The 25258-nt window shown below is 75.9% G+C and carries 22 protein-coding genes; 17 read left to right on the forward strand and 5 right to left on the reverse strand.

What is annotated here, in order from left to right; translation table 11 throughout:
- Nucleotides 1-119 precede the first annotated feature (119 nt).
- Entirely contained in the window at nucleotides 120-791 is a 672-nt protein-coding gene (locus tag AB6N23_RS04190) for a response regulator (RefSeq protein ID WP_412864843.1), read from the reverse strand.
- Nucleotides 792-866: 75 nt separating this feature from the next.
- Here AB6N23_RS04190 and AB6N23_RS04195 point away from each other — a divergent pair, with 75 nt between their 5' ends.
- Nucleotides 867-2075 carry a sensor histidine kinase gene (locus AB6N23_RS04195; RefSeq protein ID WP_412864844.1) on the forward strand — a complete coding sequence of 403 codons (1209 nt, stop codon included), beginning with the start codon at nucleotides 867-869 and terminating at the stop codon, nucleotides 2073-2075.
- A 103-nt stretch (nucleotides 2076-2178) separates the two neighbouring features.
- Here the strand turns inward: AB6N23_RS04195 and AB6N23_RS04200 are convergent, their stop codons facing one another.
- Nucleotides 2179-3066, reverse strand: coding sequence for an SGNH/GDSL hydrolase family protein (locus AB6N23_RS04200; protein ID WP_412864845.1), 888 nt, complete (start codon nucleotides 3064-3066; stop codon nucleotides 2179-2181).
- Between the two features lie 171 nt (nucleotides 3067-3237).
- Entirely contained in the window at nucleotides 3238-3915 is a 678-nt protein-coding gene (locus AB6N23_RS04205; RefSeq protein WP_412864846.1) for a uracil-DNA glycosylase, read from the reverse strand.
- A gap of 159 nt (nucleotides 3916-4074) precedes the next feature.
- On the opposite strand from AB6N23_RS04205, the gene AB6N23_RS04210 reads away from it, so the two are divergent.
- From AB6N23_RS04210 to groL, 4 genes are all read left to right on the forward strand, one after another.
- The gene (locus AB6N23_RS04210; RefSeq protein ID WP_412864847.1) at nucleotides 4075-4389 is read left to right on the forward strand and encodes a DUF3263 domain-containing protein; all 315 of its coding nucleotides are present in this window, start codon (nucleotides 4075-4077) and stop codon (nucleotides 4387-4389) included.
- Nucleotides 4390-4506: 117 nt separating this feature from the next.
- On the forward strand, nucleotides 4507-5115 hold the full coding sequence (locus tag AB6N23_RS04215) for a LytR C-terminal domain-containing protein (protein ID WP_412864848.1): 609 nt from the start codon (nucleotides 4507-4509) through the stop codon (nucleotides 5113-5115).
- A 181-nt stretch (nucleotides 5116-5296) separates the two neighbouring features.
- Nucleotides 5297-5500 carry a cold-shock protein gene (locus AB6N23_RS04220; RefSeq protein ID WP_309135464.1) on the forward strand — a complete coding sequence of 68 codons (204 nt, stop codon included), beginning with the start codon at nucleotides 5297-5299 and terminating at the stop codon, nucleotides 5498-5500.
- Between the two features lie 292 nt (nucleotides 5501-5792).
- Nucleotides 5793-7418 carry a chaperonin GroEL gene (gene groL, locus AB6N23_RS04225; protein WP_378208531.1) on the forward strand — a complete coding sequence of 542 codons (1626 nt, stop codon included), beginning with the start codon at nucleotides 5793-5795 and terminating at the stop codon, nucleotides 7416-7418.
- 139 nt (nucleotides 7419-7557) lie between these two features.
- Here groL and AB6N23_RS04230 read toward each other — a convergent pair whose 3' ends face one another.
- Nucleotides 7558-8385, reverse strand: a complete 828-nt coding sequence (locus AB6N23_RS04230) for a hypothetical protein (protein ID WP_412864849.1) — start codon at nucleotides 8383-8385, stop codon at nucleotides 7558-7560.
- A 142-nt stretch (nucleotides 8386-8527) separates the two neighbouring features.
- On the reverse strand, nucleotides 8528-9763 hold the full coding sequence (locus tag AB6N23_RS04235) for a pyridoxal phosphate-dependent aminotransferase (protein ID WP_378200192.1): 1236 nt from the start codon (nucleotides 9761-9763) through the stop codon (nucleotides 8528-8530).
- A gap of 263 nt (nucleotides 9764-10026) precedes the next feature.
- Between AB6N23_RS04235 and urtA the strand changes: the two genes are divergently transcribed.
- From urtA to AB6N23_RS04295, 12 genes are all read left to right on the forward strand, one after another.
- Nucleotides 10027-11310, forward strand: a complete 1284-nt coding sequence (gene urtA, locus AB6N23_RS04240) for an urea ABC transporter substrate-binding protein (protein WP_412864850.1) — start codon at nucleotides 10027-10029, stop codon at nucleotides 11308-11310.
- 106 nt (nucleotides 11311-11416) lie between these two features.
- A complete protein-coding gene (urtB, locus tag AB6N23_RS04245; protein WP_412864851.1) occupies nucleotides 11417-12301 on the forward strand; it encodes an urea ABC transporter permease subunit UrtB in 885 nt (294 codons plus the stop codon).
- On the forward strand, nucleotides 12298-13509 hold the full coding sequence (gene urtC / locus AB6N23_RS04250; RefSeq protein WP_412864852.1) for an urea ABC transporter permease subunit UrtC: 1212 nt from the start codon (nucleotides 12298-12300) through the stop codon (nucleotides 13507-13509). Before urtB ends, urtC begins: the two co-directional genes overlap by 4 nt.
- Complete coding sequence (gene urtD / locus AB6N23_RS04255) at nucleotides 13506-14387, forward strand: urea ABC transporter ATP-binding protein UrtD (RefSeq protein WP_412864853.1); 882 nt, start codon at nucleotides 13506-13508, stop codon at nucleotides 14385-14387. Before urtC ends, urtD begins: the two co-directional genes overlap by 4 nt.
- On the forward strand, nucleotides 14387-15079 hold the full coding sequence (gene urtE / locus AB6N23_RS04260) for an urea ABC transporter ATP-binding subunit UrtE (protein ID WP_412864871.1): 693 nt from the start codon (nucleotides 14387-14389) through the stop codon (nucleotides 15077-15079). The genes urtD and urtE overlap by 1 nt, the downstream gene beginning before the upstream one ends.
- Before the next feature lie 67 nt (nucleotides 15080-15146).
- Nucleotides 15147-15824, forward strand: coding sequence for a GntR family transcriptional regulator (locus AB6N23_RS04265; RefSeq protein WP_412864854.1), 678 nt, complete (start codon nucleotides 15147-15149; stop codon nucleotides 15822-15824).
- A 405-nt stretch (nucleotides 15825-16229) separates the two neighbouring features.
- Complete coding sequence (gene uca, locus AB6N23_RS04270; RefSeq protein WP_412864855.1) at nucleotides 16230-19868, forward strand: urea carboxylase; 3639 nt, start codon at nucleotides 16230-16232, stop codon at nucleotides 19866-19868.
- On the forward strand, nucleotides 19865-21007 hold the full coding sequence (locus AB6N23_RS04275) for a PH domain-containing protein (protein ID WP_412864856.1): 1143 nt from the start codon (nucleotides 19865-19867) through the stop codon (nucleotides 21005-21007). Before uca ends, AB6N23_RS04275 begins: the two co-directional genes overlap by 4 nt.
- Nucleotides 21004-22041, forward strand: a complete 1038-nt coding sequence (locus AB6N23_RS04280) for a Rossmann-like and DUF2520 domain-containing protein (RefSeq protein WP_412864857.1) — start codon at nucleotides 21004-21006, stop codon at nucleotides 22039-22041. Before AB6N23_RS04275 ends, AB6N23_RS04280 begins: the two co-directional genes overlap by 4 nt.
- Nucleotides 22038-22970, forward strand: coding sequence for a pantoate--beta-alanine ligase (panC, locus tag AB6N23_RS04285; RefSeq protein ID WP_412864858.1), 933 nt, complete (start codon nucleotides 22038-22040; stop codon nucleotides 22968-22970). Before AB6N23_RS04280 ends, panC begins: the two co-directional genes overlap by 4 nt.
- Nucleotides 22967-23485 (forward strand): aspartate 1-decarboxylase, encoded by a 519-nt coding sequence (gene panD, locus AB6N23_RS04290; protein ID WP_412864859.1) that lies wholly within the window; start codon nucleotides 22967-22969, stop codon nucleotides 23483-23485. Before panC ends, panD begins: the two co-directional genes overlap by 4 nt.
- Nucleotides 23482-25224, forward strand: a complete 1743-nt coding sequence (locus AB6N23_RS04295) for an L-aspartate oxidase (RefSeq protein WP_412864860.1) — start codon at nucleotides 23482-23484, stop codon at nucleotides 25222-25224. The genes panD and AB6N23_RS04295 overlap by 4 nt, the downstream gene beginning before the upstream one ends.
- Nucleotides 25225-25258: the final 34 nt, after the last annotated feature.

A 25258-nucleotide genomic window follows, 5' to 3' on the forward strand; every position in this document is an offset into this window, starting at 1 on the left:
CGCCCGGACGGTGCCGCGCTGGTCGGTGCACGCGTCGCGGCGCACCCGCGTCGCGGCCGGCCTGCACCCCGACGGCCGGCCCGTGACCCCCGACGACCCGCTCTGACGCGGGGCCGGCGTCAGAGCGCCGGACCCGTCTCCTCCAGCAGCCGCAGGGCCGCGCTGACCCGCGGGTTGCGGGCCGGGTCGGCGTCGATGCCGAGCGTGCCGTAGACGGCGTACACGTGGTTCTGCACCGACTTCTCGGTGATGCCGAGGCGCTCCGCGATACCCGCGTTCGACAGCCCCTGCGCGAGCAGCCGCAGCACCTCGAACTGCCGGTGCGTCAGCTGCGCGACGGCCGAGCCGTGGCGCGGCGTCATCCGCTCGAGCAGCGCCGGGTCCAGCACCGTGCGCCCGGCGGCCGCCGCGCGCACCGCGTCCAGCAGCGTCGCCTCGTCCGTCATGCTCGTCTTCGACAGGTAGCCCCAGCCGTGCGCGACGTCCCGCGGCAGGTCCAGCAGCAGGTCCATCGCGTCGTGCGCGGACAGCAGCAGCACCCCGAGGTCGGGCTGCGCGCGGCGCAGCTGCACGCCCAGCGCGATCCCGTTCCCGTCCGGGAGGTCGATGTCGAGCACGACGACGTCGGCGACGCGGGGGCGCAGGGCCTGCCGTGCCTCGGACACGGAGGCGCACGTGGCGACGACCAGGAGAGCCGGGTCCTCCGCGACCGTGCGCTGCAGCATCGAGCGGAAGAGCGGCTGGTCCTCGACGATCGCGACCCGCAGCGGGCCGTCGGCAGGAGTGCTCATCACGGGCCAGTATCGTCGCCCGGGACGTCGGGCGCGCGGGACGCACGCGTCGACGCGGCGGCAGTGGGGACGGGCATGGCGGGCACGGACGGGGTGACGCCCCTCTCGACGCGCCGTGCCGACGACGCCGCCGACCGCCGCGTGCTGGTGCGGGCGTCCGGGCTGGTGGCGCTCGGCTACGGCGTCGGCGCGTCGTTCCAGACGACCTACATCTACGCCAGCGTCGTGCCCGGCTGGACCGACGTCGCCCTGTGGCAGCGGTTGCTGGCCAACGCCCTCGCGGTCGCCGTGCTCGTCGTCGCGCTCGGGGCGCTGCGCGTGCACCGGGCGCCGACGGGGTGGGGCGTCGCGCTGCGCACGCTCGTCGCGGCGGTCGTCATGGCGGTCGCGCGGACGACCGCGCAGGTGGCCGTCGGGGTGTACGGGCCGGACGAGGGCGCGTCGCTGCGCGCCGAGCTCGTGGCCGCCGCCGTCACGGGCGCCGTGTCCGCGGGCATCGGCGTGTGGGTCATGCTCGACCGGCGGTCCGCCCGACGCCGGGCCCGGGAGGCCGAGCGCGCCGCCGTCGGCGTCGAGCTGGCCGTGCGCGCGCTCGAGGCCGAGGAGATCCGCGTGCGCCGCCAGGTCGCCGAGGGCCTGCACGGCACGCTGCAGCAGCGCCTGGTGCTGGTCGACGCGCGCCTCGCCGACGTCGAGGGCCGGTGGCGCGGCAGCGACCCGTGCCTCGTCGACGAGCTGGTCTGGGTCCGCGGCCAGCTCGCCGAGATCCGGGACGACGACGTCCGCCAGATGAGCCGCCTGCTCTACCCCGACCGCCTCGAGCTCGGCCTGGTGCCCGCCGTCCGGGCGCTGCTCGGCCGGCTGCCCGCGACGATCGCGACGAGCCTGCGCGCGAGCGACGCCGTCCGCACGCTCGACGACCCGACCCGCAGCGACGTCACCGTCGCCGAGCGGCTCCTCGCCCTGCGCGTCGTGGAGGAGGCCGTCACCAACGCGCTGAAGAACGGTCCCGCCTCGCGCGTGGACGTGCGCCTCGACCTCGACGGGGGAGTCCTCGTCATCGTCGTCTCCAACGACGGCGCGCCCTACGCGCCGCGGGCCGTGGACCCCGCGTCGGGGACGTCCCGGCTCGCCGACCGGCTCGCGATCGTCGGCGGCCGGCTGCGCGTCGGGCCCGGCCCCGAGGTGGGTGCGCGGGTCGAGGCGCGGCTGCCGCTGCAGGCCGCGGGCGCGGTGCCGGGTGCGGAGGACGGGGCGCCCGGCGGTGCGCGCGACCCGGGCTGAGTCCCCGCCGGGACGTCCTCGGCTCCGGCCTCGGCGACCGTGGGTGGCGTGCCGGCCGCGGGTGCGGGCGGCGCGGGCGCGGGCGGCTGCAGGCCGGCCGGGCTCAGTCGAGCGGCGCCGGCACCGGGCGCTTCGGCATGCGCGTGTCGCCCGACGAGCGGCCGCGCAGCCGGCGCGTCGCCCACGGGTACGCGTGCTCGCGGAACCAGCGGGCGTCCGCGCGGGCCTTCTCGAGGCGCGGCACGGCCGGCAGCGGCGCGAGCGGGTCGTCCCAGTCCGCCCGCTCCGGCGCCAGCCCGAGCCCGACGAGCGCCGCCTGCGCCACGCGCGTGTGCCCCTCGGTCGTCATGTGGATGCGGTCCGCCGCCCACATGCGCCAGTCGAGCAGGCTGCGCATGCCCCACGTGTCGAGCACGTACGCGCCCTGCCGGCGCGCGATCGACCACACGTGCGCGTTGTAGACGCCCACGCGGGCCCGGGTGGCCTTCACCAGCGGGCTCTCCCGCGAGTCGAAGCCGGTGCCGAGCAGCACGTCGGCGCCCGTGGCCCGCACCCGGGCCACGGCCTCCTCGAGGTCGGCGGCGAGCCGGTCGACGTCCACGGACGGGCGCAGGATGTCGTTGCCGCCGCCGATGACGCTGACGAGGTCGGGCCGCAGTGCGAGGGCCGCGGGGACCTGGTCGTGCAGGATCGGCCGCATGAGCCGGCCGCGGACGGCGAGGTTGGCGTACTCGAGCGGCGGCAGCCCGGCGGCGGTGCGGCGGCGCGACAGGTGCGACGCGAGCTGGTCGGCCCAGCCGCGCTGCGGGGCGTCCTGGCCGTCGGGCGCGTCCCACAGGCCCTCGGTGAACGAGTCCCCGACGGCGACGTACCGTCCCCACCGCGGCGGCGCGGCGTCGGCGGCGCCGGTGCCGGGGGCCTCGGCGGTCGGGGTGTCGGTGCCCGGGGCGTCGGGCGTCGGGGTCGGCTCGGGGCGGTCGTCGGCACGCACGTCCCCACTATGCCCCGTCCGGGGGACCCGACCGCCACGGACGGCCGCTGCGCACGCGAGGCCGGCGTGGCGGTGCGGCTCGCCTGAAGGGGTGCGGACACCTGGCGTCCGCAACGCTTCACGACCACCGAGCGGGCGCCTCACGACCACTGAGCCGGCGCCGCTCCTCGGTCAGGGGAGCGACCAGTCGACCGGCGGGGCGCCCTGCTCGGCCAGGAGCGCGTTCACGCGAGAGAACGGCCGGGAGCCGAAGAAGCCGCGGCTCGCGGACAGCGGGCTCGGGTGCGGGCTCGCGACGACCGGGACGTCGCCGAGCGCGGGACCGAGCTGCTGCGCGTCGCGCCCCCACAGCACCGCGACGAGGGGACCGCCGCGCTCGACCAGCGCCGCGATGGCGCGGTCGGTGAGCTGCTCCCAGCCCTTGCCGCGGTGCGACGCGGGCGCGCCCGGGCGCACCGTCAGCACCCTGTTGAGCAGCATCACGCCCTGGTCGGCCCACGGCGTGAGGTCGCCCGACGACGGCGTCGGGACGCCCACGTCGGCGGCGAGCTCGGTGAAGATGTTGGCGAGCGAGCGCGGGACCGGGCGCACGTCGGGCTGCACCGAGAACGACAGTCCCATCGGGTGCCCGGGCGTCGGGTACGGGTCCTGGCCGACGACGAGCACGCGCACGTCGGCGAGCGGGCGGCGGAACGCGTGCAGGACGGCGTCGGCGGCGGGCAGGTACTCGCGGCCGGCGGCGACCTCGGCGCGCAGGAAGTCGCCCGCGGCGCGCAGCGCGGGCTCCGCCGGGGCGAGGGCGCGCGCCCAGTCGGGCGCGACGAGCTGGTCCAGGGGTGCGGGCGTCACGGCGCCGCACGCTACCGTCGCCGACGCGCGCCCCCGGGCCGGGACGGGGAATGACACCCGTGTTGTTCGCACGTAGCATGGCAGCGCCGTCCGCGAGGGCGGTGCACGACGCCCGGGCCCGCCCCGGCGCGTGCGGAGGACCGACGGACCGGAGGCACCATGGACGCCACGGCGAGCAGCGCGACCGCCACGCTCGAGGAGCCCCGCCCCGCCGACGCCGCGTCGTCGCTGTCGGAGCGGGACCAGGCGGTCCTCGCGTTCGAGCGGCAGTGGTGGAAGTACGCGGGCGCCAAGGAGCAGGCGATCCGCGAGCTGTTCGACATGTCGGCGACGCGGTACTACCAGGTGCTCAACGCGCTGATCGACGACCCCGCGGCCCTCGCGCACGACCCCATGCTCGTCAAGCGCCTGCGCCGCATGCGCTCCTCGCGCCAGCGGGCCCGCACGGCCCGCCGCCTCGGCGCCGACGCCTGAGCCCGCGCGCGCCGACGCCCGCTACGTCCCGTACCGCCGCGTCCGCCGGGCAGGACGGCGCACGGACGGGTGCCGGCGTCCCCGACGCGCCGGGGTGCACCCGTTAGCCTTTCCGCCGTGAGCAAGGCCGACTACCCCTACCCGGACGACGAGTTCGACGCCGTCACGCCCGACGGGCCCCGCGGCGTGCACCGCGCGCCCCGCTCCGCCTGGAGCCGGTGGTGGCCCTTCCTCGTCGTGCTGCTGGTGGTGCCGGTGCTCGCGTACGGCGCCGTGGCGTACCTGTCCCGCACGGGTGACCTGCCCGTCGTCGGGGGCGGCGGGAACCCGCCCGCCGCGGAGGAGCCGGCCGCGCCCGAGGACCCCGCCGGCGAGGAGCCGGCGACCGAGGGCGAGGCCCCCGCGGCGGAGACCACCCCGCCGCCCGAGGCCCCGCCCGCCGCACCCGTGCTCACCACGCCGGTCGAGGTGCTCAACGGCGCCCGGGTGTCCGGCCTCGCCGGCCGCGTCGCCGACGACCTGCGCGCCGCGGGCTTCACCGACGTCACGCCCGACAACGCGACCGAGGACCTGCCGGACGTCTCGACCGTCTTCGTCGCCTCGGAGGACCTGCGGGTGACGGCGGACCTCGTCGGGACGACGACGGGCGTCACGACCGTCGAGGTCGACCCGGACCGTGCGCCCACGGGCATCGTCGTCCTGCTCGTCACCGACCCGGAGGCCTGACGCCCGTCCGGCCGCCCCTCCGGCGGTCCGCGGCGCCGTCGTGGACGCCCGTCCCGACGGCCCCGCGCGGCACGCGTACGTACGGACGAACCCCCTGGTCACCGCTGTTCGGGCGCCACTAGGCTCCACGCACCGGGGCGACGGCGGAGCGTCCCGGGCCCCGGACGGCGAGGAGCACGGCATGGCGCAGGGCACGGTCAAGTGGTTCAACGCGGAGAAGGGGTACGGGTTCATCACGCCCGACGGCGGCGGCCAGGACCTCTTCGTCCACTACAGCGCGATCCAGAGCTCGGGCTACCGCTCCCTCGAGGAGGGCCAGGCGGTGGACTTCGAGGTCGGCCAGGGCAGCAAGGGCCCGCAGGCCGAGCAGGTGCGCCCGCTCTGACGCGGCCGCGGGCCGGGCGCCCGCACCCGAGCACCGCGGGCGTCGCCCGCTCCGACCGGCCCGGTCGCGGAGGTCCGCGCGACCGGGCCGTCGTCGTCCACGGACGGGCCTGCGCTGCTTGCACTCGCAGGGGTCGAGTGCTAACCATTGACTTAGCACTCTCCGGTGGGGAGTGACAGCAGCACCGGCCTAGGTGAGGGTCGTCGCGACGCGGGACGTGACCGCGCGCGCGGCCCGTCCGTCGCGGGCACCGACCGGCCGACCCACGAACCGGAAGAAGGATCACAGCCCCATGGCCAAGATCATCGCCTTCAACGAGGAGGCCCGGCGGAGCATGGAGCGCGGGCTCAACGTCCTCGCCGACACCGTCAAGGTCACCCTCGGCCCGAAGGGCCGCAACGTCGTGCTCGACAAGAAGTGGGGCGCGCCGACGATCACCAACGACGGCGTCTCCATCGCCAAGGAGATCGACCTCGAGGACCCGTACGAGCGCATCGGTGCGGAGCTCGTCAAGGAGGTCGCCAAGAAGACGGACGACGTCGCGGGTGACGGCACCACGACGGCGACCGTCCTGGCCCAGGCGCTGGTCCGCGAGGGCCTGCGCAACGTCGCCGCCGGCGCCAACCCGATCGCCCTGAAGAAGGGCATCGAGAAGGCGGTCGCCGCGGTCACGGAGCAGCTGCTCAACCAGGCCAAGGAGATCGAGACCAAGGAGGAGATCGCCGCCACGGCCGCCATCTCCGCCGCGGACACCCAGATCGGCGAGCTCATCGCCGAGGCCCTCGACAAGGTGGGCAAGGAGGGTGTCATCACCGTCGAGGAGTCGTCGGGTCTCGGCCTCGAGCTCGAGCTCACCGAGGGCATGCGCTTCGACAAGGGCTACCTGTCGGCGTACTTCGTGACGGACCCGGAGCGCCAGGAGGCGGTCCTCGAGGACGCGTACGTCCTGCTCGTCGAGTCGAAGATCTCGAACGTCAAGGACCTGCTGCCGCTGCTGGAGAAGGTCATCCAGGCCGGCAAGCCGCTGTTCGTCGTCTCCGAGGACGTCGAGGGCGAGGCCCTGGCCACGCTCGTCGTCAACAAGATCCGCGGCACGTTCAAGTCGGTCGCCGTCAAGGCCCCCGGCTTCGGCGACCGCCGCAAGGCGATGCTGCAGGACATGGCGGTCCTCACGGGCGGCCAGGTCGTCTCCGAGACCGTCGGCCTCAAGCTCGACACGGTGGGCCTCGAGGTCCTCGGCACGGCGCGCAAGATCGTCGTGACGAAGGACGAGACCACGATCGTCGAGGGTGGCGGCGACGCCGGCCAGATCCAGGGCCGCGTCAACCAGATCCGCGCCGAGATCGAGAACTCGGACTCGGACTACGACCGCGAGAAGCTCCAGGAGCGCCTCGCCAAGCTCGCCGGCGGCGTGGCCGTCATCAAGGCGGGTGCGGCGACCGAGGTCGAGCTCAAGGAGCGCAAGCACCGCATCGAGGACGCCGTGCGCAACGCGAAGGCGGCCGTCGAGGAGGGCATCGTCGCCGGTGGTGGCGTGGCGCTCATCCAGGCCGGCAAGCTCGCGTTCGAGAAGCTCGAGCTCGAGGGCGACGAGGCGACCGGTGCCCAGATCGTGAAGGTCGCGATCGAGGCCCCGCTCAAGCAGATCGCCGTGAACGCGGGCCTCGAGGGCGGCGTCGTGGCGGAGAAGGTCCGCAACCTCCCGTCCGGCCAGGGCCTCAACGCCGCGACCGGCGAGTACGAGGACCTGCTCGCCGCGGGCGTCAACGACCCGGTGAAGGTCACGCGCTCGGCGCTGCAGAACGCCGCGTCGATCGCCGGCCTGTTCCTCACCACCGAGGCCGTCGTGGCCGACAAGCCGGAGAAGGCCCCCGCGGCCCCGGCCGGTGGCGGCGAGGACTTCGGCGGCGGCTTCTGAGCCGCAGCCGGTCCAGCACCAGCTGAACGGACCGAGGGCCGGTCACCCCGTACGGGGTGGCCGGCCCTCGGCGTTCGCGGCCCTCGGCGTTCGCGGCGTGCGGCCGGGGCGCGGGAGGTGCGTGCGGGGACGGTGCGGGTCAGCGCGGCGCCGGCGGGTCCCACGGGGACGTCGGCGGTGCGTCGGTGCCCGGGGGGTGCGGGGCCTGCGGGGCCGCGCCGTCGGCGGCCGGCGGCTCGTCGGGCGTGGGGTCGTAGCCGGGCGTGCCGAAGCCGCCCGTGCCGTAGCCCGGCGTGCCGAAGCCCCCGGTGCCGTAGCCGGGCGTGCCGAAGGCCGGGCCGGGCGTGCCGGGTGCCGGCGGTGCGCCGTACGGCGACGGGGCGGTGCCGGACGCACCGGGTGCGGAGGAGGCCGGGGGTGCCGCCGCGACGCCGGGCGCCCCGGTCGCGACGTCGGGGGCCGGTGCGCCGGTCGCGGCGGTCGTCGCCGGGTCGGCCGGTGCGGCGTACGGGTCCGTGCTGCTGTCCGCGGTGCCCGTGCCGTACCCGGTGCCCGTGCCGTACCCGGGGGCGGCGCCGTGGCCCGGCGCGACGTACCCGCCGTAGCCCGGTGCGACGTACCCGCCGTAGCCGGGTGCGGCGTACCCGCCGTACCCCGCGGCGCCGTACGGGTCGCCGCCGGGCGCGATGCCGAGCCGGGCCTCCGCCTCGCGCAGGCGGCGCTCGATGGGCCACTCCATGAACGCGAACATGATGAGGAAGACGATGTTGGCGAGCGGCACGAGGATGAGCAGGCCGTGCCACGGCGTCCAGCCGGCCTTCTTGGCGACCCGCATGTACAGGTAGATGCCGAAGACGATCATCGCCACGTAGAAGAGCCCGAGGACGACGAGGGCGACCGCGCCCGCGCCCGTCAGGTCGTCGGAGCTCGAGGACTCGTACGAGTAGTCGTACGTGAGGGGCAGCATGGAGCCTCCACGGTGGGACTGGTGACGCGCCAGGCTAGTGGCGCGACCGCCGCTGCCGGGGCGCTCGCCGCTCGTGCGGACGGGCGCCGCGCCCGTCGTCCCCCGACCGGAGCAACGCGGGCCGGCCCCGGTCCGGGCGGTGTCAGCGCCGCGGCACCTGCCGGTACGACGCGAGGAAGTTGCCCATGCGCTCGACGGCCTCGCCGAGCACCCGCGCCTCCGGCAGCGTGACGATCCGCAGGTGGTCGGGCGTGGGCCAGTTGAAGCCGGTGCCCTGCACGAGCAGGATGTGCTCGCTCACCAGCAGGTCGTACACGAGCTGTGCGTCGTCGTGGATCTCGTGCACCTCGGGGTCGAGGCGCGGGAAGAGGTAGAGCGCGCCGTCGGGCTTGACGCAGTCGACGCCGGGGATGGACGTGAGGCCCTCCCACGCGACCTGCCGCTGCTCGTGCAGGCGGCCGCCGGGCGCGACCAGCCCCTCGATGGACTGCACGCCGCCGAGCGCGGCCTGGATGGCGTGCTGCGCGGGCACGTTGGGGCACAGCCGGGTCGACGCGAGCAGCGTCATCCCCTCGAGGAAGCCCTTGGCGTGCCCCTGCGGCCCGGTGACGACGACCCAGCCGGAGCGGTAGCCGGCGACCCGGTACGTCTTCGACAGCCCGTTGAACGTGAGGCACAGCAGGTCGGGCGCGACGGACGCGAGCGGGATGTGCTTCGCGCCGTCGAACAGGATGCGGTCGTAGATCTCGTCGGCGAGCAGCAGGAGGCTGTGCTCGCGCGCGACGTCGGCGATCTGCTCGAGCACCTCGCGGCTGTACACCGCGCCGGTGGGGTTGTTCGGGTTGATGACGACGATCGCCTTGGTGCGCGGCGTGATGCGCGCGCGGATGTCCTCGACGTCGGGCTGCCACCCGGTCGACTCGTCGCACCGGTAGTGCACCGGCTTCCCGTCGGACAGGCTCGTCATCGCCGTCCACAGCGGGTAGTCGGGGGAGGGGATGAGCACCTCGTCGCCCTCGTCGAGCAGGGCCTGGAGCGTCATCGTGATGAGCTCGGAGACGCCGTTGCCGAGGTAGACGTCGTCGACGTCGAACGTCGGGAAGCCGGCGACGGTCTCGTAGCGCGTGACGATGGCGCGGCGCGCGGAGAGGATGCCGCGCGACTCGGTGTACCCGTGCGCGTGGGGGACGGCGGCGATGACGTCGGCGACGATCTGGTGCGGCGCGTCGAAGCCGAACGCCGCCGGGTTGCCGGTGTTGAGCTTGAGGACCCGCCGGCCCTCGGCCTCCAGGCGTGCTGCCTCGTCGAGCGCCTTGCCGCGGATCTCGTAGAGGACGTCCTTGAGCTTCGACGACTGGTCGAGGGGGCGCAGCGGCATGCCGGGAGCGTAACCGGGGCGCGCCGCCGGGGCCGCGACCTTTCCGGCGACGGCCGCCACGTCGCGCGCGCGCACCCGCGCCGGATCCGGGCGAAACGCAGTGTTTACGCCGCGCGTCGGACGCGCGAAACACGGCGTCCCTAGCGTTCCCGGCCATGGGCACCGGGATGTATACGCCGCGGGACACAGCGCGGTGCGACACGGCGTCCGACCGCCCCGACCTCGCCCCGACCGCCCGCTCGTCCCGACGAAAGGCACCTGCGTTGACCAGACACCCCCTCCCCGCCCGGGCGTCCCGCGGCCGCGCGCTCGCGCTGTCGGCCGGCGTCCTCGCCACCGCGCTCGCCCTGTCCGCGTGCGGCGCCCGCGCCGGCGCGTCCGACGACGCGGGAGCCACCCCCTCGGGCGGCGCGTCCTGCGTGGACACCTCCGGCGACACCGTGAAGATCGGCTTCCTCAACTCGCTGTCCGGCACGATGGCGATCTCGGAGCAGACGGTGCGCGACTCGCTCGACCTCGCCGCGGAGGAGATCAACGCGGCCGGCGGCGTGCTCGGCAAGCGGCTCGAGGTCGTCGCCGAGGACGGCGCGTCCGAGCCGACCGTCTTCGCGGAGAAGGCCGAGAAGCTCATCTCGTCCGACTGCGTCGCGGCGGTGTTCGGCGGCTGGACGTCGTCGTCGCGCAAGGCGATGCTGCCGGTCTTCGAGTCCCGCGACTCCCTGCTGTTCTACCCGGTGCAGTACGAGGGCCTCGAGGCGTCGCCGAACGTCTTCTACACGGGTGCGACGACGAACCAGCAGATCATCCCGGGCATGGACTACCTGAAGGAGCAGGGGAAGACGAAGGTCTTCCTCGTCGGCTCCGACTACGTCTTCCCGCGCACGGCGAACAAGATCATCAACGCGTACGCCGAGGCGAACGGCATCGAGATCGTCGGCGAGGAGTACGCCCCGCTCGGGCACACGGACTTCTCGACGATCGTCAACAAGCTGAAGGCGTCGGGCGCCGACGCGGTGTTCAACACCCTGAACGGCGACTCGAACGTCGCGTTCTTCAAGGAGTACAAGAACGTCGGCCTCGCCGCGGACACCGTCCCGGTGGTCTCCGTCTCGATCGCGGAGGAGGAGGTCGGCGGCATCGGCGTCGACAACGTCGTCGGGCAGCTGACGGCGTGGAACTACTACCAGACCGTCGAGTCGGCGGCGAACACCGACTTCGTCGCGGCCTTCAAGGAGGCGTACGGGGACGACCGGCCGACGTCCGACCCGATGGAGGCGGCGTACACGTCGCTGTACCTGTGGAAGGGCATGGTCGAGAAGGCCGGGTCGTTCGACGTGGCCGCGATCCAGGAGGCCGCGGACGGCGTCACCTTCGACGCGCCCGAGGGCACCGTCACCGTGAACGGCGACAACCACCACATCGCCAAGACGGCGTACATCGGCGAGATCCAGGAGGACGGCCTCATCTACCCGGTGTGGCAGTCCGACGGCCCGATCGAGCCGGACCCGTTCCTCGAGGGCTACGACTGGGCCGAGGGCCTGTCCTGACCTGACGCGCGCACCCGCGCACCCCGATCGCGGCGACCCGGCCGGTCCGACCCCTCGGCCGGCCGGGTCGTCGCCCCCGGTGCACCACCCCACAGGAAGGCGGCCCATGGACGCCCTGCTACCCCAGCTGTTCGCGGGGCTGAGCCTCGGCTCGGTCCTGCTGCTCGCGGCGCTCGGCCTCGCCCTGACCTTCGGGCAGATGGGCGTCATCAACATGGCGCACGGCGAGCTCATGATGGCCGGCGCGTACACCGCGTTCGTCGTGCAGCAGGTGCTGCCCGACGCGGGCGTCTCGCTGCTCGTCTCGCTGCCGCTCGGCTTCCTCGTCGGCGGCCTGCTCGGCCTGCTGCTCGAGGTCACGCTCCTCTCCCGCATGTACCGGCGGCCGCTCGACACGCTGCTCGTCACGTTCGGCGTCGCGCTGGTGCTCCAGCAGCTCGCGCGGGACGTGTTCGGCGCGCCGAACGTCGACGTGCGCGCGCCGGCGTGGCTCTCCGGGGCGGTGCCGGTGCTCGGCATGGACCTGCCCCGGACGCGCCTGTTCATCCTCGCGCTCGCGGTCGTGGCCGTCGTGGCGCTGTCGCTCGTGCTCAAGGTGACGCCGCTGGGCAGGCGCATCCGCGCGACCGTGCAGAACCGCGACCTCGCGGAGACCTCCGGCGTCTCGACGCGCGCGACGGACCGGCTCACGTTCTTCGTCGGGTCGGGCATCGCGGGGATCGCGGGCGTCGCGCTGACGCTGCTCGGGTCGATCGGCCCCACGCTCGGCACGAGCTACGTCGTCGACGCGTTCCTCGTGGTCGTCGCCGGCGGGATCGGGCAGCTCAAGGGCGCCGTCATCGCGGCCGTCGGCCTGGGCCTGCTGCAGGCGGCGTTCGAGTTCTCCACGACCGCGAGCCTCGCGAAGGTGCTCGTGTTCGTGGTGGTCGTCGCGTTCCTGCAGCTGCGGCCGCAGGGCATCGTCTCGGTCCGCACGCGGAGCCTCGCGTGAGCGCGGGGGCGGACGTGGCGGCGCGCCCGGTGTGGTGGCGGCGCGCGGGCGTGCGCACGTGGGGCGGGATCGCGCTCGCGGCCGTCCTGCTGCTGGGCGTCGCGCCGGCCGTGCTGTCGGACTTCCGGCTCAACCTGCTCGCGAAGTTCCTGTGCCTCGCGATGGTCGCGGTCGGCATCGGGCTGGCGTGGGGGCGCGGCGGGATGCTCGTGCTCGGGCAGGGCGTGTTCTTCGGGCTCGGCGGCTACCTCATGGCGATGCACATGAAGCTGTCCGACGCCGGCCCGGGCGGCGTCCCGGACTTCATGCTGCTGTACGGCGACGGCGTGGTGCCCGGGTGGTGGGAGCCGCTGCGCTCGCCGGTCGTCACGGTGCTCGCGATCCTGGTGCTGCCGGCGGCGCTCGCGACCGTGCTGGGCCTCGCGGTGTTCCGCCGCCGGGTGCGGGGTGCGTACTTCGCGATCCTGTCGCAGGCGCTCGCCGCGGCGTTCGCGATCCTGCTGGTCGGCCAGCAGAAGGTCACGGGCGGCACCAACGGCCTCAACGGGTTCCGGTCGTTCTTCGGCTACGACCTCGCCGACCCGGTGAACAAGCGGATGCTCTACTACATCGCCGCCGGCGTGCTCATCGCGATGGTCGCCGCCGTGGGGCTGCTCATGCGCTCGCGGTACGGGGAGCTCCTCGTCGCGGTGCGCGACCAGGAGAACCGCGTGCGGTTCCTCGGCTACGACCCGGCGGTCGTCAAGGTCGTCGCGTACGCCGTGGCGGCCGCGTTCGCCGCGGTCGGCGGGGCGCTGTTCGCGCCGGTCGTCGGCATCATCTCGCCCGCAGACGTGGGCGTCGTGCCGTCCATCGGGCTGCTCGTGGGCGTCGCGATCGGCGGGCGGGCGACGCTGCTCGGGCCCGTGCTCGGGTCGATCGCGGTGTCGTGGGCGGAGACGTCGCTGTCCGAGCAGTTCCCGTCGTTCTGGACCTACTTCCAGGGGGCGCTGTTCATCGGCGTCGTCGCGTTCCTGCCGAACGGGCTCGCCTCGCTGGGCGGGGCGGTCCGGCGGCGTCGGGGCGGTGCTGCGGTGCCGGCGGACGGGCCCGGGTCCGACGTCCGTCCCGACGACGGCACCGCGGGCGGCGTGCCCGCCGACCCGCCCGCCGACCCGCCCGCCGCAAGCGCCGCGGACACCGTCGACACCGCCGGGAGGCACGCATGAGCGACCCGACCCCCGCCCCCGCGGCGGACGCGCCGCGCCTGGACACCGAGGCGCTCGAGCAGGTGCTCGCCGCGCCCCCCGCCCGGTTCCGGCACGACTACCTCGAGGTGCGCGGCCTGCGCGTCGAGTTCGACGGCTTCGTCGCCGTCGACGGCGTCGACCTCACCGTCACGCAGGGCGACCTGCGCTTCCTCATCGGGCCGAACGGCGCCGGCAAGACCACGGTCGTCGACGCGGTGACGGGCCTGGTGGCCGGCAGCGGGTCGGTGCGGTTCGGCGGCGTCGAGCTGCTCGGCCGGCCGTCGCACCGGATCGCGCGCGCCGGCGTCGGCCGCACGTTCCAGACCGCGAGCGTGTTCGACGAGCTCACGGTGCTGCAGAACCTCGACATCGCGGCCGGTGCCGGCCGCGGCCCGCTGACGCTGCTGCGCCGCCGGCGCGGCGTGCCGGCGGAGATCGAGGCCGCGCTCGAGACGGTCGGGCTCGCGCACGTGCGCGACCTGCCGGCGGGCGTCCTCGCGCACGGGCAGAAGCAGTGGCTCGAGATCGGGATGCTGCTGGTCCAGGACGCGCGGCTGCTGCTGCTCGACGAGCCCGTCGCCGGCATGAGCCAGGCCGAGCGCGAGGAGACCGGCCTGCTGCTGCAGCGCATCGGCGAGCAGCGGACCGTCGTCGTCGTCGAGCACGACATGGAGTTCCTGCGCGCGTTCGCGTCGTCCGTCACCGTGCTGCACCAGGGGAAGGTGCTCGCGGAGGGCACGGTCGCGCAGGTGCAGGCCGACCCGCGGGTCGTCGAGGTGTACCTGGGCACGGGCACGCACGGGCGCGGGTCGTGCACCGCGGCCGGCGCGCCCGTCACGAGCACGGAGGTGGAGTGATGCTGCAGCTGTGCGGGGTGCACGTCGGGTACGGGCGCACGACGGTCGTGCACGGCGTCGACGTCGAGGTGCCGGACGGGCAGGTCGTCGCCGTCCTCGGCCACAACGGCGCGGGCAAGACGACGCTGCTGCGCGCCGCGGTCGGCCTGCTGCCCGTCCGGTCCGGGGCCGTGCTGGTCGACGGCGACGACGTGACGCGCGCGCGGCCGCACCAGCGGGTGCGGCGCGGGCTCGCGTACGTGCCGCAGGGGCAGCAGTCGTTCGGGCAGCTGACGGCGCGCGAGAACCTGCAGCTCGTCGCGGACGTCGCCGGGTCCGCCGGCGGGCGGCGCGTCGACGAGGCGCTCGACCTGTTCCCCGCGCTGCGGGAGGTGCTCGGGCGGCGCGCGGGGTTGCTGTCCGGCGGGCAGCGGCAGCAGCTCGCGATCGCGCGGGCGCTCGTCACCGGGCCGCGCGTCATGGTGCTCGACGAGCCGACGGAAGGGATCCAGCCGTCGGTCGTCGCGGAGATCGAGGACGCGGTCGTGCAGCTCGCGGCGGACGGCCTCGGGGTGCTCCTCGTGGAGCAGCACGTCGGGTTCGCGCTCGCCGCGGCGTCGCGCTACCACGTGCTCGAGTCGGGGCGCGTGACCGCGACGGGCGCCGGCGGCGCCGAGCAGCAGGACGTCGTGCGCGCGGCGATGGCGCTGTGAGGGACGCGTGAGCGGTGCGGTGCTGCCCGCCGCGGGGGATGTCGGCGCAGGTCTACGCTCCGTGGGTATGGGCACGGGCGGGTCGTTGCGGGAGGCCGTGTACCACCGGCTGCGGGACGAGATCCTCAACGGGCGGGTGTCGCCGCGCGAGCGGCTGACCGAGCCGAAGCTGTCCAAGGCGTTCGAGGTGTCCCGTACCCCGGTGCGCGAGGCGCTGTCGCGGCTGCTGTCCGACGGGCTCGTCGAGCGCACCGACTTCGGGTACGCCGTCGTCGTGCCGTCGCTCGAGACGCTGCGCAACCTCTACGAGCTGCGCATCACGCTCGAGCTGCGCGGCATCGCCCGCGCCATCGAGAACCGGCAGGTCACCCACGACGCGGAGATGCTCCGCGCCGAGCTGGCCCGGTGGGAGGAGATGCGGGACGTCGTCCCGGACCCCGACCCGAGCTTCGTCGTCGTCGACGAGGGGTTCCACCAGGTGCTCTCGCGCGCGTCCGGCAATGCGCAGCTCACCGACGCCCTCGTCACCGTCAACCAGAAGATCCGCGCCGTGCGCATGCACGACTTCGTCGAGGAGGACCGCATCACGGCCACGATCGACGAGCACACGGAGATCCTGCGGCTCGTGCTGGCCGACCGGCTGCCCGAGGCCCTCACGGCGCTGCACAAGCACGTGGGCGAGTCGCTCGAGGTCGTCATGGACCGGGCGTCGGCGGCGATGGCGCGGATGGCGCTCGCGGGCTGACCGGACCCGCCTCCTCGGGCCGGCCACCCCTTCACCCCGCCCCGCCCGCCCACCCACCACCCACCACCTGGTCGCCGAACGGCATACCAGTGGCGTTCTCGGCACCGAGAGCGCCACTGGTACTCCGTTCGGCGCCTGGAGTGTGCGCTGGCGCCGGCTCGCGGTCGCCGCCCGCCGGCCGCCGCTCGCTGTCGCCGAACGGCATACCGGTGCGGTTCTCGGCGCTGGGAGCGGCACCGGTATGCCGGTCGGCGGGTGGGGGCGGCAGGAGGAGGTGCGGCGTAACGCGACGTTTACGGCGGCGCGCGAAAGGGGAAACAGGGCGCTCCTACGGTCCCGGATACCGGGGTGTATACAGCCCCGGTCGTCCTCCGGCCCCGTGCCGGACCGACCCGAGGGGCCGCCGTGTTCGACACCCTGCTCGTGGCCAACCGCGGCGAGATCGCCGTCCGGATCCTGCGCACCGCGTCCGCGCTGGGGCTGCGGACCGTGGCGGTGTACTCCGACGCGGACGCCGCCGCCCCGCACGTCCGGCTCGCCGACACCGCCGTCCGCCTGGGCCCCGCGCCGGCCGCGGAGTCGTACCTGCGGGCCGACGCCGTGTTGGAGGCGGCGCTCGCCACGGGCGCCGGCGCGATCCACCCGGGCTACGGGTTCCTGTCGGAGAACGCGGCGTTCGCGACGGCCGTCGAGGAGGCCGGGCTCGCGTTCGTCGGCCCGACGCCCGCCCACCTGGAGGTCTTCGGCGACAAGCACCGTGCCCGCGAGGCGGCCCGGGCGGCGGGCGTCCCGCTCATCGCGGGCAGCGGCCTGCTCGACGACGTCGACGCGGCCCTCGCGGCGGCCGAGGCGGTCGGCTACCCGGTCATGCTCAAGGCCGTCGGCGGCGGTGGCGGCATCGGCATGCAGGCGTGCGACGGTCCGGACGAGCTGCGCGAGGCGTACGCGCGCGTGCAGCGGCTGGCGGCGGCGAGCTTCGGGTCCGGCGGCGTGTTCCTCGAGCGGTTCGTGCGGCGCGCCCGGCACCTGGAGGTGCAGGTGTTCGGCGACGGCGACGGGCGGGTCGTCAGCCTCGGCGACCGGGACTGCTCGCTGCAGCGGCGCAACCAGAAGGTCGTCGAGGAGGCGCCGGCGCCGGGCCTTCCGGACGCGGTCCGGGCCGAGCTCGCCGCGTCGGCCCGCGCCCTCACTGCCTCGGTCGCGTACCGCTCCGCCGGCACCGTGGAGTACGTCTACGACGTCGACCGCGAGGAGGTGTCGTTCCTCGAGGTGAACACGCGCCTGCAGGTCGAGCACCCCGTCACGGAGGCGATCACGGGCGTCGACCTCGTCGGCTGGATGCTGCGTCTCGCACGCGGCGACGCCGACCTGCGCACCGAGCTCGCCGCCCTCCCCGACGACGGACCCGCCCGGCGGGGCCACGCGGTCGAGGCCCGCGTCTACGCCGAGGACCCGCGCCGCGGCTACCGGCCGAGCGCCGGCCTGCTCACCGAGGTCGTCTACCCGGCCAGCGTCCGCGTCGACGCCTGGGCCGAGACCGGCCAGGAGGTCACGAGCCACTACGACCCGATGCTCGCCAAGGTCGTCGTGCACGGGGCCGACCGCGACGCCGCCCTCGCCGCCGCCGCCGACGCGCTCGCGGGCACCGCGGTCGCCGGCGTCGTCACCAACCTGCCGCTGCTGCGCGCCGCCGTCGCGGACGCCGCGTTCGCCGCCGCTACGCACACGACCGGCACGCTCGCGCACGTCACCGACGACGAGCCGTGGGTCGAGGTGCTGCGGCCCGGCGTCATGACGACCGTGCAGGACTGGCCCGGCCGGCTCGGCCACTGGGACGTCGGCATCAGCCCGTCCGGCCCCATGGACGACCTGTCGTTCCGGCTCGGCAACGTCGCCCTCGGCAACCCCGAGGGCGCGCCCGGCCTCGAGTGCACGCTGCAGGGCCCGCGGCTGCGGTTCAGCCACGCGGCGGTCGTGTGCGTGACGGGGGCCGAGGCGCCCGTCACGGTCGACGGCGTGCCCGTGCCGCAGTGGGAGCCCGTCGACGTGCCGGCCGGCGCGGTCCTCGACGTCGGCGCGCCCGCGGGCACCGGCCTGCGGACGTACGTGCTGGTCCGCGGGGGTCTCGACGTGCCGACGTACCTCGGGTCGGCGTCGACGTTCTCGCTGGGCGGCTTCGGCGGGTACACCGGGCGCGCGCTGGTCACCGGGGACGTGCTGGTCCCCGCCGCGTCGGCCGCCGACGCGCCCGCACCCGTCACCGTGCCGGAGGAGGCCCGCCCGCAGCTCGTGCACGCGTGGGAGCTCGCGGTGCAGGAGGGGCCGCAGCCCGCGCCGACGTACTTCACGCGCGACGACATGGCCATGCTCTACGCCGCCACGTGGCAGGTGCAGACGCACGCCAACCGCACGGGCATCCGCCTGTCCGGCCCGAAGCCGCGGTGGGCACGCCCCGACGGCGGCGAGGCCGGCCTGCACCCGTCCAACCTGCACGACAACCCGTACTCGGTCGGCGCGCTCAACGTCTCGGGGGACACCCCGATCCTGCTCGGCCCGGACGGGCCGTCGCTCGGCGGGTTCGCGTGCCCGGTGACCGTGGTCGCGGGGCACCGCTGGAAGATGGGCCAGATCCGCCCGGGCGACACCGTGCGGCTCGTCCCGGTGCCGGAGGCGACGGCCGACGCGCTGCGCACGTCGACCGTCCGGCGCGCCGCGGCGTCCGTGCCCGCGGACCTCGCCACCGGACCCGACGGCGACGACGGGGTGCTCGCACGCGTCGCCGGCGACCCCGCCGACCCGCTCGGCCGCCCGGACGTCGTCTACCTGCGCGGCGCCGACGACAACGTGCTCGTCGAGTACGGCCCGATGGTGCTCGACCTGGGCCTGCGCATGCGCGTGCACGCGCTCGGCGAGGCGCTGCGGGCGCGCGGGCTGCCGGGCGTCGTCGACATCACGCCCGGTGTGCGGAGCCTGCACGTGCACGTCGACCCCGCGCTGCTCGGCGTCCGGGCGCTCGTCGACGTGCTCGTCGCGCTCGAGGCCGACCTGCCCGCGACCGCCGACCTCGAGGTGCCGTCGCGCCGCATCCACCTGCCGTTCTCGTTCGACGACCCCGTCGTCGCCGACGCGGTCGCCCGGTACACGGTCGGGGTGCGCCCCGAGGCGCCGTGGCTGCCGTCGAACGTCGAGTTCGTGCGGCGGGTCAACGGGCTGCCGTCGGGCGAGGACGTGCTGCGGACGATGACGGAGGCGGAGTACCTCGTCCTCGGGCTCGGCGACGTCTACCTGGGCGCGCCGCTCGCGGTGCCGCTCGACCCGCGGCACCGGCTCATGACGACCAAGTACAACCCCGCGCGCACGTGGACGGCCGCCGACACCGTGGGCCTCGGCGGGCAGTACCTGTGCGTGTACGGCATGGACTCGCCGGGCGGGTACCAGCTGGTCGGGCGGACCGTGCCGATCTGGTCCGGGCACCGCCAGCACGGCGTCTTCGAGCCGGGCACGCCGTGGCTGCTGCGGTTCTTCGACCGGATCGTGTGGCACCCGGTGAGCGCCGACGACCTCGCCGAGCAGCGCGTCGCCTTCGCCGCCGGGCGGCTCGACGTGGAGGTCGAGCACGGCACGTTCTCCTACCGCGAGCACCTGGGGCTGCTGACCGAGCACGCCGACGACATCGCGGCGTTCCGCACGCACCAGGCCGCCGCGTTCGCGGTGGAGCGGGCCGCGTGGGCGGCCGCCGGCGAGCTCGACGCGGCGCCGGAGGAGGACGCGCCGGCGCTCGCGCACGGGTCGGTGGCGGCCGAGATCGAGCTGCTCGACGGGCACGTGCTAGTCGAGGCGCCGATGGTGGGGTCCGTGTGGCGCGTCGAGGCCGCCGCGGGCACCGACGTGCGCGCCGGCGACCTGCTCGTCGCGCTCGAGGCCATGAAGCTCGAGCTCGCCGTGGCCTCGCCGTCCGACGGGCGGGTCGTGCGGGTGCTCGTCGAGCCCGGGCAGCACGTCGGCCCCGGCGCGCCGCTGGCGGTGCTGGCGGTCGAGGCGTGAGTGCGAGCGCGCCGGGTGCGCAGGTGGTGGACGCGGCGGTGCCGCACGGGACGACGGTGGGGGACGCGGTGACGCAGGTGGACGTGGACGCGGACGGCACGGCGGCCGGGGCGACGTCGGTGCCCGCGACCGACGGGACCGGCGCCCCGGCGTCGCAGCCGTTCGCCGCCGCACCCGAGCAGCAGGTGTACGACGTGCCGATGCCGCGCCTCGTCCGCTCCATCCTGCGCTCGACCTCGCCGTGGGTGTTCGTCGTCGTGGTCGTCGCGGCGGTCGTCGCCGTCGTCGTCACGGGCGACGTCGGGCCGCTGTTCGTCGTGGTGCCCGGCGCGCTCGGCGTCGGCGGGTACGTGTGGGGGCGGCTCAACGTCGCGGCGACGTTCCGCGCGGCCACGTCGCCGGACGGCATCCGGCTGCGGCACGGCCTGACGGAGACGCGCACGCAGACCGTGCCCCCGGGGCGCGTGCAGGCGGTGCGCCTGACGCAGGGCCCGCTGTGGCGGCGTCCCGACTGGTGGCGCGTCGAGATGAACGTCGCCGGCTACGGCGCGGAGGCGGCCAACGAGTCGGTGCTGCACCCGGTCGCGACGCGCCAGGAGGCGGCCGTCGCGCTGTGGCTGGTGCTGCCGGACCTCGGCACGGACGACCCGCTCGGCGCCCTCGACGCGGCGTTCGACGGCCAGGGCGACGCGGGCGGCTTCACGCCCGCGCCGGAGCGTGCGCGCTGGCTGGACCCGCTGGGCTGGCGCCGGCACGGCGTGCTCGTCACCCGCACCGCGCTGGTCATGCGGTCGGGGCGCTGGTGGCGGACCGTCGTCGTCGTCCCGCACGAGCGCACGCAGAGCCTCGCGGTGACGCAGGGCCCGGTGCAGCGGCGGCTGGGGGTGGCGACGTTCGTCGCGCACTCGACGCCCGGGCCGGTCACCCCGCAGGTGGCCCATCTCGACGGCGCCGTCGCGGGCGCGCTGCTCGGCGAGCAGGCCGAGCGCGCGCGGCAGGCGCGGGCGGTCGCCGGACCCGAGCTGTGGATGCGTGCGGCGGAGGCGCCCCACGCGCCCGCGTCCCTCGGCGTGGGCGATCCCGCCGCCGGCCGGGTGCCGCCGCCCGACGCACCGGACGCACCCGGGGACGTGCGGTGAGCGCCGACCCCGCCGCCCGCCCGGGGCGCCTCGGGGTCGGCGTCGTCGGGGCGGGCCGCGTGGGCGCCGTGCTGGGCAGCGCGCTGCGCGGCGCCGGGCACCCCGTCGTGGCCGTGAGCGCGGTGTCGCAGGCGTCGCGCGAGCGTGCGTCGACGCTCCTGCCGGGCGTGCCGGTCGTCGACGTGCCGGAGGTGGTGCGCCGCGCCGAGCTCGTCCTGCTGGCCGTGCCCGACGACGCCCTGCCGGGGCTCGTGCGCGGCCTCGCGGGGACGGGCGGCTGGCAGCCCGGGCAGATCGTCGTGCACACGTCCGGGCGCTTCGGCGTGGACGTGCTCGCGCCGGCGCGCGCCGCGGGCGTCATCCCGCTCGCGCTGCACCCGGCCATGACGTTCACCGGGACGTCGCTCGACCTCGCCCGGCTCGTCGGCTGCGCGTTCGCGGTGACCGCGCCGGCCCCGGTGCTGCCGATCGGCCAGGCGCTCGTCGTCGAGGTCGGCGGCGAGCCGGTCGTCGTCGCGGAGGAGGCGCGCGGGCTGTACCACGCGGGGCTCGCGCACGCGGCGAACCACCTCGTCGTGCTGGTCGCGCAGGCCGCGCAGGCGCTGCGCGCGGCCGGGGTCGGCGAGCCCGGGCGCGTGCTGCGGCCCCTGCTGGACGCCGCGCTCGACGGCGCCCTGCGCGCCGAGGACGCCGGCGGCGGCGACGGCCCGGGCGCGATCACCGCGCTGACGGGGCCGGTCCGCCGCGGCGACGCCGGCACCGTGCAGGAGCACGCTGTGACGCTCGCCGCACTGGGGGCCGCGACCGGCGCGGTCGACGTGCCGAGCGGGTACGGTGCCCTGGCTCGCGCGGCCACGTCGCGCGCGCTCGCGGCCGGCCTGCTCGGGCCCGCGGACGCCCAGCGGGTGCTCGACGCGCTCGCGGGCATCATCGCGGCGCCCGGGGCGTTGGACCGTCAGGACGGGCCCGGGGCGACCCCGGGCCGGGACGACCGGCAGGACGACGGCGGCACGTCGCCGCAGGAGGACGCATGACGACCAGTCCCGTGCTGGTGCAGGACCGCGAGGCCCTCGAGGACGCGCTCGACGCGCAGGACGAGGCGGCGCTCGCCGCCGACGACCCGGCGGGCGGGCGCCCGTACCTGCGTGCCGTGGTGATGACGATGGGCGCGCTGCACGACGGCCACCTCGCGCTGGTGCGCCGCGCGCGCGAGCTCGCGGACTCGGTCGTGGTGACGATCTTCGTCAACCCGCTGCAGTTCGGCCCGTCCGAGGACCTCGCGCGCTACCCGCGCGACCTCGACGGCGACCTCGCGCTGCTGACCGGCGAGGGCCTGCTCGGCGCGGGCGACGTCGTGCTCGCGCCGACCGTCGACGTCGTGTATCCCGACGGCGACCCGGTGGTGCGCGTCGGGGCCGGGAGCCTCGGCGACGTGCTCGAGGGCGCGGCGCGCCCGGGGCACCTCGACGGCGTCCTCACGGTGGTGCTCAAGCTGCTGCACCTGACGCGCCCCGACGTCGCGGTGTTCGGCGCCAAGGACGCGCAGCAGCTCGCCGCCGTGCGGCGCATGGTGCGCGACCTCGACGTCCCGGTCGAGGTCGTCGCGGAGCCGACCGTCCGCGAGGCCGACGGCCTGGCCCTCTCGAGCCGCAACGCGTACCTGTCCGCCGCGGAGCGCGCCCGCGCGCTCGGGCTGTCCGCGGCGCTGCGCGCAGGTGCGGCCGCGGCCGACGGCGGGGCCGACGCGGTCCGCACCGCCGCCCGCGCGGCACTCGACGCGGCCCTGACCGCCGACGACGCGGTCGACTACGTCGCCCTCGTCGACCCGGCGACGTTCGCCGACGCCGACGACGCGACGTCCGACGCGCTGCTGCTCGTTGCCGCCCGCGTCGGTGCCACGCGCCTCATCGACAACGTGCCCGTCGCCCTGCGGGCCGCCGCCACGGCCGGGGGTGCCGCATGACGACGCTCCGGCGCACGATGATGACCGGCAAGATCCACCGCGCCACGGTGACGGCGGCCGACCTGCACTACGTCGGCTCCATCACGGTCGACGCGGACCTGCTCGCGGCGGCGGACGTGCTGCCCGGGCAGCAGGTCGACGTCGTCGACGTGACCAACGGGTCGCGCCTCACCACCTACGCGATCGCCGGCGAGGCCGGGTCGGGGCAGGTGTGCGTCAACGGCGCCGCCGCGCACCTCGTGCACCCGGGCGACGTCGTCATCGTCATCGCCTACGGCACGATGTCCGACGCGGAGGCCCGCACGTACACGCCGCACGTCGTGCTGGTCGACGCGGACAACCGGGTCGTCGACACGAACGAGGACCCGGGCCAGGTGCCGCCCGCGTGGACGGCCGAGGCCGGGCTCGTGCCGAGCGGCCTGCCGTTCGGCGAGGGGCGCGCGGCCGTCGCGTCGGCGCCGCACGGCACGCAGCACGGCACGCACACCGACCCGCCCGCCGCCGACCCCCGGTGACGCACCTCGCGACCCGCCTGGCGGCACCCGCCCCGGGCTGGACCGTCCGCGCCGACGCGGTCGTCGTCGGCTCGGGGATCGCCGGGCTCACGGCCGCGCTGGAGCTGCGCACGCGCGTGCGCCGCGTGCTGCTCGTGACGAAGGACGTGCTGTCGTCCGGGTCGACGGTGTGGGCGCAGGGCGGCATCGCGGCGGCGCTCGACCCGGGCGACTCGCCGGCCGCGCACCTGCGCGACACGCTCGTCGCGGGCGCCGGCCTGTGCGACCCGCGCGCGGTCGAGATGCTGGTGACCGAGGGCCCGGCGCGGGTGCACGAGCTCGTCACGCGCGGCGCGGTGTTCGACACGGGCCCCGACGGCGCGATCAGCCTGACCCGGGAGGGCGGCCACCTCGCCGACCGCATCGCGCACGCCGGCGGCGACGCGACGGGGGCGGAGATCTCCCGCGCGCTCGTCGCGCAGATCGAGGCGGTCCGCGACGACCCGGGCATCGAGGTCGTCGAGCACGCGCTCGTGCTGGACGTGCTGACGGGCGCGCCGGGCCCCGACGGCTCCCCGGGGCCGGTGCGCGGCGTCACGCTGCACGTCATCGGCGAGGGGTCCCGCGACGGCGTGGGCGCGGCGCTGGCGCCGGCGGTGGTGCTGGCCACGGGGGGCATCGGGCAGGTGTACCGGTCCTCGACGAACCCGGCGCTCGCGACGGGCGACGGCATCGCCGCCGCCCTGCGCGCGGGCGCGCGGCTCGGCGACCTGGAGTTCGTGCAGTTCCACCCGACGGTGCTGTGGCTCGGCTCCGGGGTGCGGGGGCAGCTGACGCTCGTCTCGGAGGCCGTGCGCGGCGAGGGCGCCTACCTGCTCGACACCGACGGCGTCCGGTTCATGCCGGACGAGCACCCGCTGGCCGAGCTCGCGCCGCGCGACGTCGTCGCGCACGCCATCGTCCGGCGGACCGCCGCCACCGGCGCGGACCACGTCTGGCTCGACGCGCGTCACCTCGGCGCCGACTTCCTGCGCCGCCGCTTCCCGACGATCCACGCGCGGCTGCTCGAGCACGGCATCGACCTGACGACCGACCTGGTGCCGGTCGCGCCGGCGCAGCACTACCACTCGGGCGGCGTCGTCACGGACCTCGACGGACGGGCGTCCGTGCCCGGCCTGTACGCGGTGGGGGAGGTCGCGTGCACCGGTGTGCACGGTGCGAACCGGCTGGCGTCGAACTCGCTGCTCGAGGGCCTGGTGTTCGCGCACCGTGCCGCGCGGGACGTCGTCGCCCGCCTCGAGGGCGGCTTCCTCACCGCCGGTGACCCGGTCGAGCGGCCCGGGGACGCGGCCCTCGTGGCGGCCGCGGCGCGCTCGCGCGTGCAGCGCGCCGCCACCGACGGGCCGGGCGTGCTCCGGTCCGGCGACGGTCTGCGCCGGGCGGCAGACGTGCTCGCGGCCGTCCCGACGGACGCGCACCGCCGGCACGACGACGGCCGCGCGCTCGCGGCGCCGCAGACCGCCGAGTGGGAGACCACGAACGTCCACCAGGTCGCGACCGTGCTCACGCAGGCCGCGCTGACGCGCGAGGAGTCGCGCGGCGGGCACGCCCGGACGGACTTCCCCGTGACGTCGGACGCGTGGCGGGTGCGCGTGGAGGTGGCGCTCGACGCCGACGGGCGCGTGGGCGTCACCCGCGCCCCCGTCCGTGCGGCCGACGGTCTCCTCCCCGCGGGGGAGGCGGCGGTGCCGCGGGGCTGATCCGCCCGCGCGGCGGCGAACCTAGGCTGCCGGG

This window comes from Cellulomonas pasadenensis (genome assembly GCF_047229365.1).
Lineage (GTDB): Bacteria > Actinomycetota > Actinomycetes > Actinomycetales > Cellulomonadaceae > Cellulomonas.

What these genes read in the sequence shown, in the direction of transcription:
- AB6N23_RS04190 (WP_412864843.1), bottom strand. Translation starts at nt 791, where the DNA reads ATGAGCACTCCTGCCGACGGCCCGCTGCGGGTCGCGATCGTCGAGGAC.
- AB6N23_RS04195 (WP_412864844.1), top strand. Translation starts at nt 867, where the DNA reads ATGGCGGGCACGGACGGGGTGACGCCCCTCTCGACGCGCCGTGCCGAC.
- AB6N23_RS04210 (WP_412864847.1), top strand. Translation starts at nt 4,075, where the DNA reads ATGGACGCCACGGCGAGCAGCGCGACCGCCACGCTCGAGGAGCCCCGC.
- AB6N23_RS04220 (WP_309135464.1), top strand. Translation starts at nt 5,297, where the DNA reads ATGGCGCAGGGCACGGTCAAGTGGTTCAACGCGGAGAAGGGGTACGGG.
- groL (WP_378208531.1), top strand. Translation starts at nt 5,793, where the DNA reads ATGGCCAAGATCATCGCCTTCAACGAGGAGGCCCGGCGGAGCATGGAG.
- AB6N23_RS04230 (WP_412864849.1), bottom strand. Translation starts at nt 8,385, where the DNA reads ATGCTGCCCCTCACGTACGACTACTCGTACGAGTCCTCGAGCTCCGAC.
- AB6N23_RS04235 (WP_378200192.1), bottom strand. Translation starts at nt 9,763, where the DNA reads ATGCCGCTGCGCCCCCTCGACCAGTCGTCGAAGCTCAAGGACGTCCTC.
- urtB (WP_412864851.1), top strand. Translation starts at nt 11,417, where the DNA reads ATGGACGCCCTGCTACCCCAGCTGTTCGCGGGGCTGAGCCTCGGCTCG.
- urtD (WP_412864853.1), top strand. Translation starts at nt 13,506, where the DNA reads ATGAGCGACCCGACCCCCGCCCCCGCGGCGGACGCGCCGCGCCTGGAC.
- urtE (WP_412864871.1), top strand. Translation starts at nt 14,387, where the DNA reads ATGCTGCAGCTGTGCGGGGTGCACGTCGGGTACGGGCGCACGACGGTC.
- AB6N23_RS04265 (WP_412864854.1), top strand. Translation starts at nt 15,147, where the DNA reads ATGGGCACGGGCGGGTCGTTGCGGGAGGCCGTGTACCACCGGCTGCGG.
- panC (WP_412864858.1), top strand. Translation starts at nt 22,038, where the DNA reads ATGACGACCAGTCCCGTGCTGGTGCAGGACCGCGAGGCCCTCGAGGAC.
- panD (WP_412864859.1), top strand. Translation starts at nt 22,967, where the DNA reads ATGACGACGCTCCGGCGCACGATGATGACCGGCAAGATCCACCGCGCC.